Annotated in this window: 15 protein-coding genes; 12 read left to right on the top strand and 3 right to left on the bottom strand. The window is 39.3% G+C overall.

Annotated features, from left to right (window positions below):
• Window positions 1–91 precede the first annotated feature (91 nt).
• The 5 genes from QWZ08_RS26890 to QWZ08_RS26910 all read left to right on the top strand — a co-directional run bounded on the left by QWZ08_RS26890 (window position 92) and on the right by QWZ08_RS26910 (window position 3657).
• Entirely contained in the window at window positions 92–1099 is a 1008-nt protein-coding gene (locus tag QWZ08_RS26890) for a fumarylacetoacetate hydrolase family protein (RefSeq protein ID WP_290340842.1), read from the top strand.
• Complete coding sequence (locus QWZ08_RS26895; RefSeq protein ID WP_290340843.1) at window positions 1096–1980, top strand: flavin reductase family protein; 885 nt, start codon at window positions 1096–1098, stop codon at window positions 1978–1980. Before QWZ08_RS26890 ends, QWZ08_RS26895 begins: the two co-directional genes overlap by 4 nt.
• Window positions 1981–2000: 20 nt before the next feature.
• Entirely contained in the window at window positions 2001–2396 is a 396-nt protein-coding gene (locus QWZ08_RS26900; RefSeq protein ID WP_290340845.1) for a Uma2 family endonuclease, read from the top strand.
• 2 nt (window positions 2397–2398) lie between these two features.
• Window positions 2399–2548, top strand: coding sequence for a hypothetical protein (locus tag QWZ08_RS26905; RefSeq protein ID WP_290340846.1), 150 nt, complete (start codon window positions 2399–2401; stop codon window positions 2546–2548).
• A 68-nt stretch (window positions 2549–2616) separates the two neighbouring features.
• Complete coding sequence (locus tag QWZ08_RS26910) at window positions 2617–3657, top strand: patatin-like phospholipase family protein (RefSeq protein ID WP_290340847.1); 1041 nt, start codon at window positions 2617–2619, stop codon at window positions 3655–3657.
• 29 nt (window positions 3658–3686) lie between these two features.
• On the opposite strand, the gene QWZ08_RS26915 is transcribed toward QWZ08_RS26910, so the two are convergent.
• Complete coding sequence (locus QWZ08_RS26915; RefSeq protein ID WP_290340848.1) at window positions 3687–4682, bottom strand: hypothetical protein; 996 nt, start codon at window positions 4680–4682, stop codon at window positions 3687–3689.
• A gap of 240 nt (window positions 4683–4922) precedes the next feature.
• Here QWZ08_RS26915 and QWZ08_RS26920 point away from each other — a divergent pair, with 240 nt between their 5' ends.
• The 5 genes from QWZ08_RS26920 (at window position 4923) to QWZ08_RS26940 (ending at window position 10769) form a co-directional block, all read left to right on the top strand.
• The gene (locus tag QWZ08_RS26920; RefSeq protein ID WP_290340849.1) at window positions 4923–5525 is read left to right on the top strand and encodes a hypothetical protein; all 603 of its coding nucleotides are present in this window, start codon (window positions 4923–4925) and stop codon (window positions 5523–5525) included.
• A 204-nt stretch (window positions 5526–5729) separates the two neighbouring features.
• A complete protein-coding gene (locus tag QWZ08_RS26925; protein WP_290340850.1) occupies window positions 5730–6326 on the top strand; it encodes an outer membrane beta-barrel protein in 597 nt (198 codons plus the stop codon).
• 202 nt (window positions 6327–6528) lie between these two features.
• Complete coding sequence (locus QWZ08_RS26930) at window positions 6529–7692, top strand: parallel beta-helix domain-containing protein (protein ID WP_290340851.1); 1164 nt, start codon at window positions 6529–6531, stop codon at window positions 7690–7692.
• Window positions 7693–7902: 210 nt separating this feature from the next.
• On the top strand, window positions 7903–9489 hold the full coding sequence (locus tag QWZ08_RS26935) for a hypothetical protein (protein ID WP_290340852.1): 1587 nt from the start codon (window positions 7903–7905) through the stop codon (window positions 9487–9489).
• A gap of 53 nt (window positions 9490–9542) precedes the next feature.
• Window positions 9543–10769 carry a radical SAM protein gene (locus tag QWZ08_RS26940; RefSeq protein WP_290340853.1) on the top strand — a complete coding sequence of 409 codons (1227 nt, stop codon included), beginning with the start codon at window positions 9543–9545 and terminating at the stop codon, window positions 10767–10769.
• Window positions 10770–10808: 39 nt separating this feature from the next.
• On the opposite strand, the gene QWZ08_RS26945 is transcribed toward QWZ08_RS26940, so the two are convergent.
• Entirely contained in the window at window positions 10809–11006 is a 198-nt protein-coding gene (locus QWZ08_RS26945; protein WP_290340854.1) for a hypothetical protein, read from the bottom strand.
• Between the two features lie 199 nt (window positions 11007–11205).
• On the opposite strand from QWZ08_RS26945, the gene QWZ08_RS26950 reads away from it, so the two are divergent.
• Window positions 11206–11700: a hypothetical protein gene (locus QWZ08_RS26950; protein ID WP_290340855.1), complete on the top strand. Its 495-nt coding sequence runs from the start codon at window positions 11206–11208 to the stop codon at window positions 11698–11700.
• 70 nt (window positions 11701–11770) lie between these two features.
• On the opposite strand, the gene QWZ08_RS26955 is transcribed toward QWZ08_RS26950, so the two are convergent.
• On the bottom strand, window positions 11771–12478 hold the full coding sequence (locus QWZ08_RS26955; protein ID WP_290340856.1) for a DUF4197 domain-containing protein: 708 nt from the start codon (window positions 12476–12478) through the stop codon (window positions 11771–11773).
• 149 nt (window positions 12479–12627) lie between these two features.
• On the opposite strand from QWZ08_RS26955, the gene lysS reads away from it, so the two are divergent.
• On the top strand, window positions 12628–14154 hold the full coding sequence (gene lysS / locus QWZ08_RS26960; protein WP_290340857.1) for a lysine--tRNA ligase: 1527 nt from the start codon (window positions 12628–12630) through the stop codon (window positions 14152–14154).
• The last annotated feature ends 122 nt before the right edge of the window (window positions 14155–14276 follow it).

Below are 14276 nucleotides of genomic sequence, written 5' to 3' on the forward strand. Positions count from 1 at the left end.
TGTAAAATTACTTATTATGTAATTAAAAAGCTATTCTTATTGGCGTTACATATCAATATTTATACGCTATTTTCGTACCTGATTTATTACTATGAAATTAGTTACTTATTTAAAAGACGGCCAGGATCATTTGGCAATGTGTATAGAGAATGTACTATACGACATGGATTCGATACATCCCGAATTGCCAACCAGTATAGCGATGTTTTTAAATTATTGGGATGATTATTTTCCCATAGCACAAAATGCCCTGGAACGTATTAAAAGCGGCTTAAAAAGCAATGTGTATACCACCGCGATGGAAGATGCGACCATCCTGGCGCCGGTGCCCTACCCTACCAGCTGTCGCGATGCATATGCTTTTCGCCAGCATGTTGAGGCGGCGCGGCGAAACAGGGGCCTGGAAATGATCCCTGAGTTTGACCAGTTCCCGGTTTTTTATTTTACTAATCACAGCTGCATACAAGGCCCCGGAGACGTGGTATGTATGCCGGATCATTTAAAACAACTTGATTTTGAACTGGAGGCGGCAATTGTAATTTGCAAAGCTGGTAAAAATATAGCAGCAGCGGAAGCCGATGAATATGTCGGCGGATTAATGATAATGAATGACATCAGTGCCAGGACACTGCAAATGGAAGAAATGCGTTTAAACCTCGGACCCGCCAAAGGAAAAGACTTTGCAACCGTAACCGGCCCCATGCTGGTTACGCTGGATGAATTGGAAACATTTGAAGTGGCGTGCCCCGAAAACCACACAGGCAAGTCATGGAACCTGGATATGACCTGTTCAGTGAACGGAGTGCGCATTAGTAAAGGCAATTTAAAAGATATGGCGTGGACATTTGCAGAAATAATTGAACGCTGCAGTTATGGTGTGCAGCTATTTGCAGGAGATATCATTGGTAGCGGAACAGTTGGCACGGGCTGTTTTTTAGAATTAAATGGCACCGGAAAATTAAGTGATCCTAACTATGAACAACAGTGGCTAAAAGAAGGTGATGTGGTGGAAATGGAAATTGAAGGTCTTGGTAAACTGACCAATACAATTGTAAAGGATGAAAGTGATTTCTCTATATTGGATCTCAAGAAATTATGAAAACAGTATACCTGAAAGATAGCAGTATGGCTGAAGTGCAGCATTACCTGCAAACTGCAGTTGCTCCCAGGCCTATTTGCTTTGCTTCTACTATCGACAAATCAGGTAACGTTAATTTAAGCCCTTTTAGTTTTTTTAATTTATTCTCCTATAACCCACCTGTTGTAGTTTTTTCACCGGTACGGAGAGGAAGAAATAATACCACCAAACATACATTGGAAAACATAATGGAAGTGCCTGAAGTGGTGATCAATATTGTGACCTATGACATGGTGCAACAAATGTCATTAGCCAGTTGCGAATTTGCAAAAGGTGTTAATGAATTTGAGAAGGCAGGTTTTACAATGGAAACCGCAACGAAGGTTAAACCGCCGATGGTTAAACAAAGTAAAATCAAATTAGAGTGTACTGTTACTGAAATAAAACCATTAGGTGATCAAGGTGGCGCAGGAAATTTAATTATTGCACAAGTACAGATAATACATATCGCAGATGATATTTTAACCGGTGATGGAAAAATAGATCAGACAAAATTACAACTGGTGGCGAGACTTGGAGGCGACTGGTATTGTAAAGTTGATGAAAGCAATTTGTTTACAGTAGAAAAGCCCAACACCAAGCTGGGCATTGGTATAGATGCATTGCCGGATTCAATAAAAAACAGTGATATACTCACAGGAAACCATTTAGGGCAATTAGCAAATGTAAGCCTGCAGCCCCTGGTTGATCCGGCTTTTTATGATGACACGCTTAAAAACATTATTCAATATTACTCTATCAATCCCGATGAGATGGAAAAAGAACTGCATATTTATGCCGCCCGCTTATTGAATGAAGGTAAGGTTGACGAGGCATGGCAGGTGTTGCTGGCCTTAAATTAATTTTTTGTAAATTTGTTTCCATGTCATCAGCAGTAAAAATATTACCTCACTATACATACGAAGACTACTGGCAGTGGGAAGGCCGTTGGGAAATCATTGAGGGTATCCCCTATGCTATGAGTCCGGCGCCGTCATTAAGGCACCAATGGGTTAGCGCGAATATGCTCTATCAACTTAAGGATGGCATCAAAAAATCTGGTTGTGACAATCGCAGGGTGTACAATTTTATTGATATAAAAGTTTCTGACGACACGGTTGTACAACCGGATGCTGCGGTAATTTGTAAGGAAGTAAACAAACCTTTTCTTGATTTTGCAGCCACCATCGTAGTCGAAATTCTTTCACCACCTACAGTGATGAAAGACCGAAACAATAAATTTTACATTTACCAGTCACAAAAATTCCTTATAACATAATTGTGGATGTTGATAAAAACGAAATAGAAATTTATCACCTTGATGGAGAAGGTAAATACCAGTTGGATAAAATAGCATCCACCGGCAATTATACATTCAATATGGATGACGGCTGCCAGGCCGATGTGCTGATGACAGGAATATGGGAATAAAAATGGCTCCAATAAATTTTAATCAGTATTTAACTTTTTCAACCCATGCTATTTTTTATTTTCACTGTATGAAGACACTTCTTCTTGCCTTGCTGTTTCCCTGCATCGGCCTGGCCCAGCAACAATACCCATACAAAAATCTGGTGCTGGAAGGCGGTGGTGTACGCGGATTGGCTTATGCAGGCGCATTTAAAGTACTGGAGGAAAAACATATTTTACAACAAATAGATAAAGTAGCAGGCACATCCGCCGGAGCCATTGCCGGAGTAATGATCAGCGTTGGATACAGCGCCAAAGAGGTGGACAGCATCATGCGCTTTTTACCTGTTGAAAAATTCAACGACGGTAAAGGCGGCATCGTTGGTAAATACCGCAGGGTAAGAAACAAATACGGCCTGTATAAAGGACATAAATTTGAGTTGTGGGTACAACAACTGATTCAATTTAAAACAGGCAATAGTAATCTTACTTTTGCCCAGCTGCATGCACTGCATTTGCAAAATAAGCTGTATAAGGATTTTTATTGCACCGGTACCAACCTGAGCAAACAGCAGCTGGATATTTTTAGCTATGAGCATACACCTGATATGCCCATCGCAATTGCAGTAAGAATCAGTGGCGCCATACCTATGTATTTTGAGCCCGTTATTTTGGATGACCAGTATCAAAAAGTTGACGAAGCCGATACCATTTCTTTTAAAAACTATTATGTAGATGGCGGCATGCTTGCCAATTACCCTATCAGTATTTTTGACAGCAGCGAAAACAATTTAAACCCGTTGCAATCAGATAAACTCTCTTTTAACCCGCAAACACTGGGGATTAAACTGGAGCGTCCTGCACAAATTGATTCACTCAAAAGAAACAGTAGTGGTATTCCTCCATATAAGATTCGCTCCTTCAAAGAATACATTCATGCGTTTAATAACCTTATTATAGAAACGTTGAACCAAAAGTACCCCGAAAGGGAAAATGAAAAAAACAGAACGATATATGTGAGTTACGGATCGCTCAGCGCAAGAATCCGCAAAATGAAACCGGCAGAAAAGGAAATGCTTTTCAATAACGGTATGCAGGCAACGGTTGATTTTTTAGAGGCGCACAATTGATTAAAACAAACTCGTAATTTTCGTATTTTTTATTGAAGATTTTTTTTACACTCATAGATTTTTCCCCGAAGCGTGTTGAAAAACATGCTGCGTTCTTTCTCACCTATCACACTGATATGGGAAGATTTCCTGATAATATTGTGTATATTTTTAAAGGTATAATCGCAAAAGTTTTTATCCTGTGTACCAATAAAATTAAGGCCATTATGGTTTAGAAAAGTAATCTGCCTTTCCCCGGCTTTTACAAAAATGGTATTGTCGCCAATCAGGCATTCGTTGATGTAGACATCATAAGGTGCACTGACAGACGAAACGGATTGATTATACAAAAACTTCTTTCCGGTTTCCGCCTGCAGCTCTATGTGGTTTAGCAATTCTTCCAATTGTAAATATACCTTTAGCAGTATGTGCTTGCTGGCAAAAATATTCGACTGCCGGTACCACTCAATCTGCCTGATAGTAACATGCACACTTTCTTCGTTCCATATTTCCGTTGAGGGAATTTCTATATAGTGTTCAATAATTTTTTTCGCTGTTTCCAAAATATCTATGCTGGATTCTTCTCCTGTAAACTGCTGTTTCGCCAGTTCAGGATAACCAATCAATGTGCGTTTCCAGAAGAAAAATTTAAACGCACTCAATTCAGGAAATTGCATATAGTGAAAAACCGGAACGTCTTTATTATAGTAAAAAATATGAGGCTGCTCCATCTTTTTAAACAATTCCAGGTTGTTGCATATATCCTGCAGGTATTGATAAAGGCCAAAATTATTATCAAATTTATTACCCGAAAAAATAACGGTATTCGATTGTATCTGCAATAGCTGATCAAGAGAAATCTGGTATTTATTGCACAACATCTGTACTTCATCCAGCCCGATTGGTTTCTCTCCCCTTATGCGCCTGTAGGCACTGTCATTGCTGATGTTTAATAATTCTGCAACCTCATCTACAAAAGATAAATGCAGTGGTAATTTGGATTTAATGTGATTAAAGAATAATTGCTGAGTTTGATTGGCGTCCATGTAACGTTTTTAAAAAGTTTAGGAATTAATGCAACCGGGAGCCTTTGTTATTTGCAAAAAATACTAACCAGATATTTGGCATTTTAAATATAGTGAATTTTGCAGCCACCTGCTACTATCCTTTTGCAGAAAATGATTATTTACTACGGCCCGTTCATTCGTTTCATTTTGCCATTTTGAAACGGCTTTGCTCAGAATTAGTTTTACAATATCAACTCATCTTTACCTAAACCAGTTGCCATGAAAAAATTATTACTCATGAGTTTCTTATTTTCTGCAGCAACAGCCGTTGCTCAAACAAACAGCGTTACTCCCAACAAAAACAAAACCGCCAGCGTCGCCACTGTTCATCTTCTGGATGGCAGAATCATAAAAGGCTGGTTTTACCAAATGGACAATGACCATGTGTATCTGTTAAATGCCGGAATTAAGAACCCGAAGCACATGAACATGAATAGTGGAGATGCGTATAATGAAAGCATTCGCATTGATGCGCAGCAAATAAATATAATAGCCTTTAAGAAAAAGAATGGCGGACTAAAGAGTGCGCTGATTGGCCTTGGAGCAGGAGTTGTTACCGGCGCTATTATCGGATTAGCCAGTGGCAATGATCCGGTAACTCCATACACCAATACATTTGACGACCTTTTTATTGGGATAAACAATGCGTTTACAATGACAGCAGGACAAAAGGCCGTTGCCGCAGGATTGCTTGGTGGACTTACAGGCGCTTTAACCGGGGCAATACTTGGGGCTTTGATAAAGAAGAAATTTTTTATAGGTGGAAAAAAGGAAGTTTATCATGATCAACACAGTAAACTGATGCAACGGCTGGTTTTGTAATGAAAGTAATTTGCATTATCTGAAACTATTATACAGCTTGCTATTGTATTTAAAAAAAACAGGTTGTACTTTAACGTCCAATCTCCCTGATTTCTGCAGCGTCTTCTACTCCCTGATTTACTTTGTAATTGTATATCCAATCCCTCTGTGATTTTATCTTTCCTGCCCGCAAAATATTATATCATTTACCGGCAAATATTTTTTATGGAAAAGAAATTATGCTGTACCGCCTTCCTGTTCCTTGCAATTAATTTATTCGGTCAATCTCCGGGTAAAGTAAAATTTGGAATAAAATTAGGAACCGCTGTAGCAAAAAGCAGAGTTGAATACAACGATGACAACACTTCCACTTTCAAATACCGGGCAAAGACAGGACTGATTGCCGGAGGGTATATTGATATCGCAATTAATAAGACGGTCAGTTTTCAACCTGCGATATTGTACGTGCGTAAAGGAGTAAAAGAAATTATGCAATCAAGCCAGTATTTCTATGGAACAAAAATGGCTTTTAATTACATGGAACTTCCGTTGAATATACTTTACGCATCCTATGTAAAAACAGGAAATTATTTTATTGGTGGGGGCCTGTCGCCTGCTATAAAGCTCAGCGATTATTTATATGGAGATGAATTAAAAAGTTTTGACCTGGGGATAGATGTGCTGGTCGGTTATAAATCCCAAATGGGTTTTTCAATTAACCTCGGTTACACATATGGGATGCTAAACGTAAGTGATTTTAAAAACTACATAAAAAAAATACAGAATAAATATTTCAGTATTGCCCTTGGATATGAATTTTGAAGCAGCGCAATCTACTGGAAATATTTAAAGTTGTACATCAGTAAAAAAATCGTCTATCCGGGTTAAAACCCGAATTTCAATACTTAGAGTCAACAAATTTCAGTGACTTCCAGCACTTGAATTATTCTGCAAAATCATCGCTGAAGGCGGTTACAATAAACCATCCAAATAAATCAATCACTAATTTAAAACGAAGGTAATTATGAAAAAGTTTCTGTCAAAAACAACACCGCCTGTCACCTGCAGGCAAATCCTTTTACTCCTAACTGTTATTACAGTTAGCATTACCGGCTGTAAAAAAGAAACAGAATCTGGCGGTAGTGACAAGCAACTTACCGCATCCGAAAAATCCGCTAACGGACTGCCACATGTTGTGGTAAAGTCCGGCGCTTCTATACAGGCGGCAATTGATGTAGCCGGCGCAGGTACTATCATCTTTATTCAACCGGGCACTTACAATGAATCCATTCACGTAGATAAAGCCGGTATTCAACTCGTCGGTATGATTGAGGGCAATAAAGCAATCATAATACAAAATCCCGGCGACGAAGAAAATGGTATTGAAGTTACTTCAACCGCAGCCGGCTTTGTTTTAAAAAATGTAACCGTACAAAATTTTGAAGAAAACGGCGTGCTGTTAACCGGTGTGGATCATTTTGTTTTAGACCATGTTAAAGCCATCAACAATAAAGAATATGGCTTATTCCCTGTGTTTTGTCACAATGGTTCTATTACTTATTGTTCAGCCACTGGCAGTTCGGATACTGGTATTTATGTCGGTCAGTCTACAGATATCAACGTGGAAAATAATACAGCTTTTGCAAACGTCAGCGGTTTCGAAATTGAAAACTGTACCAATGTTACAGCCTCCTTCAATGAAGCTTATGATAACACAGGCGGCTTGCTGGTCTTTTTATTGCCAGGCCTTACAATTAAAACAACGGCCAATATAACTGTAACAAAAAATTATATTCATGATAATAACCGGCCAAATTTTTCCACCGCGGAAGGAGGATTTGAATTTTTTGTGCCCACTGGTTCCGGCATACTCGTTGTTGGCGCCGATAATACCGCCATACAAAAAAACAGAATCAGCCATAATAATTTTGTTGGAGTTGCAACCGTTAGTACCTTAATTATCGGCAGCCTTTCTGGTCTGCCACCGGAAGCATTTGCCGACATTGAACCAAACCCTGACAGAGTAAGGATTATTGGAAATATGCTTACTCAAAATGGTTCGGTTGCTCCTGCAGGATTGCCCTTACCTCCTGCTGATTTTTTGTGGGATGGGTCAGGCACAAATAACTGCTGGAAGGATAATGTCTATTCTAGCTCTTTTCCGGCAGCATTGCCCACATGTAATTAACATGGTGGTAGTATACGCGGCATTCAGGAAAGTCCCCGGCAATTTAAACCTTGCCCGGGGCACATTTTAGCTCGCAGGAATAGCCTTGCCTTTTTTATTATTCAATCATCTTTAAATAATATCAGCATGTTTACTCAACTAAAATTAACCCGATGCTTAGTACTTTCTATTACAACAATACTGTTGTTTACAGGCTGTCACAGTTATTATATGGCAAGCCAGCTAAAGAGAAACAGCACCTCAACAACCGGTTCAGCAATCGACAGCCTCCGGCTTGCCGAAAGATATTTTATTCTTCGAAATGGCGGTGATGCTTATTATATGAAAAATCCTGTGCTGAGTAGCGACCAGACAAGTATTGAATGCACGTTAGATACAGTACCGTTTTATCACCAGGTTTACCTTCAAAAAGGCACAACCGGAAATAAAAAATACAGCCAAAGTAATGTGCTGGAATCATCGGTATTAAACGAAGTTCATTTTCATATACCACCTGATAAAACAGCCCTACCAGGCCCTTATAAATTACAGTTAGACCAGGTTCAAAAAATTGAAGTCATTGAAAAAGACCGAAAACGCACTACCAGCAGCTATGTGATTGGTGCTCTTGGATACACCCTGGGGGTACTGGCTGTAGTAACCATCATTGTTGCTGCAACAAAAAGCTCCTGTCCGTTTGTAAGTGCTTATACCAATGGTTCGTTTTCGCTACAGGGGGAAATTTACGGCGGTGCTATTTACCCGCAAATGGCAAGGCATGATTATATGCCGCTAAAAATGCAGCCACTAAACGATGGCTCGTTACAGGTAAAAATAAGCAATGAACTACACGAGAAACAATATACAGACATGGCGGAACTGTGGATAGTTACCCACGATAAAAACAGTAAGGTTTTAGCAGACGAAAAAGGAAATCTCTACAATGTTTCCGACCCAAAGCCAGCAACCAGTTGCCTGCTGAACAGAAAGAAAGATATGACTGCTGCATTGACAAACGCAGACGATAATTACCTGATGTATATGGATGACAGCACTGCCTTAAATGCAACCAATGAGGCTACACTACATTTTAATAAACCTGCAGCTGCAAAAAAAGGCAAGCTCATTTTAAGTTTAAAAAATTCATACTTCCTGGATCTCTTGTATGGTGAACTGGCAAAAGGATTTGGCAGCTACTACAGTACCTATATTATACAACAGCGAAAGAAGCCCGTAGCAGAATTATTGCAATGGACAAAAGATCAGCAAATACCATTGGAAGTTTCAGTAAAAACGATCAGTGGCTGGAAAAAAATCACTGATATTACAACCATTGGCCCATTGGCTACCAGGCAAATTGTAGTGCCTGTTGATTTATCCGAAAACATCGAAACGTTTACAGCCATAAAACTATCAAGTGGTTTTATGTTTTGGGAAATTGATTATGCGGCTATGGACTTTACAGAGGATAATAATTTTACGGTGCAAAAATTAGCACCTTCAGAAGCTACCGATGAGCTGGACAAAAACGTGTTGCCGTACCTGGCGAAAGAAGATGCAATTTATCTTTCCCAACCCGCCATCGGCAATGTGGCTACTATTGTATACAAAGCAAGTCCGCTTACTGACGCAACTAAAAGCAGGACCTACATTTTACATAGCAAGGGGTATTACGAACACATAAGAGATTTTAAAAATCCGCCAAATGTTGCCTTTTTAAACCAGTTTAAAAAAGCCAATGCATTTCCCATGTTTGGTGTTAGCCTGTATAAAAAAATGGCCGCACAAAATAACCTGTCCCTAACCGCATCACATTAAAAAAGAGCAATAGCATGCCTGCAAAAAAATTACTCAGCAATTAAATTATTTATATGCAAACAGCCATCACACTTCCAGTTGCAGCAACTCATACACCCATAACAGCCGCTACCAGTAAGCCTTACCAGGCAAACAATTTAAGTAGGCCGGGCAGCATTGAGAAATATTTTACCTGGATGTTTATTAAACTTCGCATCTTTTATTTTGCCTGTATTATTTTAAAACGCCCCGATAAAATAATTTCCACTTTTAAAACAATGCTTCGTTTAAGAAACAATGTATGGGGCGGTGATTTAAAAAAGATGTATAAAATTGACGGCAAATATTATTTCAATCAATACACACCCGGTTGGCCTTCCGGGGCATACGATTTACTCATCAAAAGCGAGCTGCGGAGGCATGCATCACCATTGACCGTTACTGAAAAATTATCCTTTGTATTTCTGGCCATTACAAGAAAATGCCCCATGCGTTGCGAGCATTGTTTTGAATGGGATAACCTGAATCAAAAAGAATCTTTTTCAAGAGAAGATTTATTTAAGGTAGTTGACCTTTATCAAAACGAAGGTGTATTACAGCTTCATTTTAGCGGAGGAGAACCAATGGTAAGATTTAAAGATTTACTGCCGTTGATAAAATACGCAAGCAAAAAAAGTGAATGCTGGGTACTTACGTCCGGCTTTAATTTTACCGCACACAACGCACTATTATTAAGGGAAGCGGGTTGCAAGGGGATCGTAGTAAGTATTGATCATTACATAGCCGAATTACACAACATGTTTAGAGGAAACAGCTCTGCCTTTGAACAGGCTGTAAATGCCATTTCCAATGCGCAGCAGGCACGCATGGTAACTTCTGTAAGCGTATGTGCCACCAAACAATTTATTGATGGCAATCACTTAATGCCTTATATGGACTTTGCAAAAAAACTGGGTGTACAATTTGTGCAGGTGCTGGAACCCAGGAGCGTAGGCCACTATGAAGGCAAAAATGTACTGCTTGATGAAAAGCACATTGTTGAACTGGAGCTTACTTTTAAACGAATCAATCATTCGCCCGCTTACAGCGATTATCCTACGATGTTATACCATGGTTATCATCAAAGAAGAGTTGGTTGTTTTTCGGGCAGCAGAAGTGTGTATGTTGATTCAGCCGGCGATGTGCATGCGTGTCCCTTCTGCCATACCAAATCTTATAATATAATAGAGCTTGTGCGTGGCATTCAAAAAACCCTGCCGGTTAAGGAAAACAAATGCCCGCTGTTTGAAAAGATAGCGTGATAATTATTTAAGCGGGATAAATAATAACAATGAAGATAATCATTCAAACCATCCTTTGGTAGAAACACTGAACCAAAAGTATCCTGACAGGAAAAATGAAAAACTAGGACTATATATGTTAGTTACAGAACGCTCAGCCAAGGATCCGCAAAATGAAACCAGCGGGAAAGAAATGCTTTTTAACAACGGCAGGCAGGCAATAGTTGATTTTTGGAAGCGCATAATTAATTCAATCATACCCTCATTTTATCAAAAGTAGTTTTGGTATACAAATTTTTTATTAGCTCCTGCACTGTCTGTTATTAAAAATATAGCGTTATCGGTCTTATCATCACAGTTAGTTAACCAAACGTTTATTTGTTTACATTTTAAAACATTTTTTATGTCGCACAACATTAAATCAAAAAGAAGTTTTTCAGTTTCGTTTGTCGCACTAATGTTATTCCTTACATCCTGCCAAAACTATTACAAAGCGATCCAGGTTCATTTAGTGCCACCGGCCAACAAGAGTTCTGTAATTGATAGCCTTAGGCTATCTGAAAAGTATTTTATTTTACGAAGTGGCAGTGATGCCTTTTCAATGGTAAATCCAGTATTAAATGCTGATAGAAAAACGATGGTGTGCATATTGGATTCCGTTCCATTTTATCATCAGCTGCAATTGGTAAAGGGTGCAGATAGAAGTAAAAAATATAAAAAAAGCGATCCATTAAATTCAATGGTATTAAATGAAGTGCATTTTTTTACACCACAAGATAATGCGGCGGCTTTTGGTGTCTATACACTTCGCTTAGATAGAATTCAAAAAATAGAAATTATTGAAAACGATAAAAATCGTACAACCGGAAGCCATATCCTCGGTGGCGTTCTTTTTACAATAGGAATACTGGCGATTTCTAGTGCAATTTTTGCATCAAGTTTTAATTTTTGATCTGCCTTAATATAGATCAAAAATTAAAGCGATTATTGTGGATGGCTAATTGAAAAACGTAAGTCTGTCGCTATTTCAACTGTCCTCCAAATACTTTCTTTAAAATGTCCGTTGTTCGTGCGGCAAAGTTGGTACGTATATTTTTTTCTTCCAGCGCCACCTGGTCAAATAAAGCGTTGGTTGCTTTTTGTGTAACATAACCCGCCAGGTCGGGATTTATTTTGGTAAACGTGGTCGGAAAACTATTGTACTTGTTTACAATGTCGCCATAATATTTGGTGGCTTCTACTTTATCAAGAGATGATTTTATCACCGGCATGAACGCGGCAATCAATTGCGCCGTAGTTTTTTCCCTGAAAAAGTGGGTAGCACTTGTGTCGCCATTTTTCACGAGGCCAATGGCATCCGTCAGTGTCATATTTTTGATAGCGTCCACAAAAATAGGTTTGGCGTATCCTGCAGCATCTTCAGCGCCGCGGTTGATCTGTAAAATGGCTTTGTCTACCATACTTCCCAGGCCAACTGTGCGCAGCGCATTTTCTATCTTCTTTGCATCTGGCGGCAGCAGCACTTTGTATACCGCATCTTTGTAAAAACCGTCCTCCTTATTTAATTGTAAAACTGCCTTTGCCAATCCCTGGCTTAAAGCTTCTTTAATTCCTGTGGCAGCCTCGCTTTCTGTAACTCCTCCTACCCCTGCAGCTTGTGGCAATTGCTGCAAAACGTCGCAACCGCAAAATGTAAAAGCAATCGTTAATAACAAAACAAGTTGTTTCATAGATAAGTTTTTATAAGACAAATATAGACAAGTATCCTGCCACTATCGGGCAGGCCGCAATGTAAGTGGACAAATCAGTTTCATGCGGTATCTTCGCAAAATTATAGCGTGATTACCAATATTTAAAAATATTCAACTATTATTATTTCATGAGCATTGCACATTTGTCAGAACAAGAAGTTATCAGAAGGGAAAAATTAGCTACATTAACAAGCATGGGCATTGACGCTTATCCTGCGGCATTGTACCCGGTAAATACCACCTCGGTTTTTATAAAAGAAAATTTTAAGGGAGAAGAAAATAAAGATCAGTTTGCAGATGTATGCATCGCCGGCAGAATAATGAGTGTTCGGGATATGGGAAAGGCCAATTTTGCTGTGTTGCAGGATGCGGTGGGTAAGATTCAGTTTTATATCAAACAGGATGATATTTGCCCTGGCGAGGATAAAAGCCTGTACCAAACTGTTTGGAAAAAATTAATTGATATAGGTGATATTATTGGTATTAAAGGGTATGTATTCATCACAAAAACCGGCGAAACTTCTATACACGTAAAAGAATTTTCAATTCTTACAAAATCTTTGCGGCCACTCCCAATCGTTAAAGAAAAAGACGGAGAAGCTTTTGATGAAGTAACCGATCCGGAATTCAGGTACCGCCAGCGGTATGCTGATTTGATTGTAAACCCAGGTGTAAAAGAAACATTCATCAAGCGCACCAAAATGATGAATGCCATCCGTGAGTTTTTAAACGACCGTGGTGCACTGGAGGTTGATACACCTGTATTGCAATCCATCCCCGGCGGCGCTGCTGCAAGGCCTTTTACTACACATCATAATGCACTGGATGTGCCTATGTACATGCGTATCGCCAATGAATTGTATTTAAAAAGATTGATTGTGGGTGGCTTTGAATGGGTGTATGAATTCAGCCGCAACTTCCGAAACGAAGGAATGGACAGAACCCATAATCCTGAATTTACAGTGCTTGAATTTTACGTAGCCTATAAGGATTACGAATGGATGATGGAAACTACTGAGCAACTACTGGAGAAGGCGGCACTGGCTACCAACGGCAATTCTAAAGTAACGGTGGGCGATAAAGAAATTGATTTTAAAGCACCTTATAAAAGAATCACTATGTATGATTCTATCAAAGAATTTACAGGTTTTGATATCAGCGAAATGGATGAAGACGGCATCCGCACTGTGTGCCAACAACTAGGGATTCATGCAGATGCCAAATGGGGTAAGGGCAAACTGATTGATGAAATTTTTGGCAGCAAATGCGAAAGCAATTACATACAACCCACCTTTATTACAGATTACCCCGTTGAGATGAGCCCGCTTACAAAAAAGCATCGCAGTAAACCTGGACTGGTAGAGCGCTTTGAGCTGATGTGTAATGGAAAGGAAATTGCCAATGCCTACAGCGAGCTGAATGATCCGCTGGAACAGAGAGCCCGCTTTGAAGAACAAACCAAACTGATGGAACGTGGAGATGATGAAGCTATGTTTATTGACTATGATTTTTTACGTGCGTTGGAATATGGCATGCCGCCAACAAGTGGTATTGGTTTTGGTATTGACAGAATCGCCATGTTGCTGACCAACCAGCATTCAATACAGGATGTGTTATTTTTCCCTATGATGCGCCCGGAAAATTTTGAACAATAATAAATTATCGGCGATAGTAATAACGACCAATCAAAAATTTGATTGGTCGTTTTGTTTGCAGATATATCATCAAATAAAACTGCATGTTCCATTCATCAACCTCACTTTTCAATCTCCTTCAA

This window comes from Ferruginibacter paludis (assembly GCF_030409685.1).
GTDB classification, from domain to species: Bacteria; Bacteroidota; Bacteroidia; order Chitinophagales; family Chitinophagaceae; genus Ferruginibacter; species Ferruginibacter paludis.

Coding starts and splice junctions, on each gene's coding strand:
- QWZ08_RS26910 (WP_290340847.1), top strand. CDS start 2,617: ATGAAGACACTTCTTCTTGCCTTGCTGTTTCCCTGCATCGGCCTGGCC.
- QWZ08_RS26950 (WP_290340855.1), top strand. CDS start 11,206: ATGTTATTCCTTACATCCTGCCAAAACTATTACAAAGCGATCCAGGTT.
- QWZ08_RS26900 (WP_290340845.1), top strand. CDS start 2,001: ATGTCATCAGCAGTAAAAATATTACCTCACTATACATACGAAGACTAC.
- QWZ08_RS26915 (WP_290340848.1), bottom strand. CDS start 4,682: ATGGACGCCAATCAAACTCAGCAATTATTCTTTAATCACATTAAATCC.
- QWZ08_RS26935 (WP_290340852.1), top strand. CDS start 7,903: ATGGCAAGCCAGCTAAAGAGAAACAGCACCTCAACAACCGGTTCAGCA.
- QWZ08_RS26930 (WP_290340851.1), top strand. CDS start 6,529: ATGAAAAAGTTTCTGTCAAAAACAACACCGCCTGTCACCTGCAGGCAA.
- QWZ08_RS26945 (WP_290340854.1), bottom strand. CDS start 11,006: ATGATTGAATTAATTATGCGCTTCCAAAAATCAACTATTGCCTGCCTG.
- QWZ08_RS26940 (WP_290340853.1), top strand. CDS start 9,543: ATGCAAACAGCCATCACACTTCCAGTTGCAGCAACTCATACACCCATA.
- QWZ08_RS26895 (WP_290340843.1), top strand. CDS start 1,096: ATGAAAACAGTATACCTGAAAGATAGCAGTATGGCTGAAGTGCAGCAT.
- QWZ08_RS26925 (WP_290340850.1), top strand. CDS start 5,730: ATGGAAAAGAAATTATGCTGTACCGCCTTCCTGTTCCTTGCAATTAAT.
- QWZ08_RS26955 (WP_290340856.1), bottom strand. CDS start 12,478: ATGAAACAACTTGTTTTGTTATTAACGATTGCTTTTACATTTTGCGGT.
- QWZ08_RS26920 (WP_290340849.1), top strand. CDS start 4,923: ATGAAAAAATTATTACTCATGAGTTTCTTATTTTCTGCAGCAACAGCC.
- lysS (WP_290340857.1), top strand. CDS start 12,628: ATGAGCATTGCACATTTGTCAGAACAAGAAGTTATCAGAAGGGAAAAA.
- QWZ08_RS26890 (WP_290340842.1), top strand. CDS start 92: ATGAAATTAGTTACTTATTTAAAAGACGGCCAGGATCATTTGGCAATG.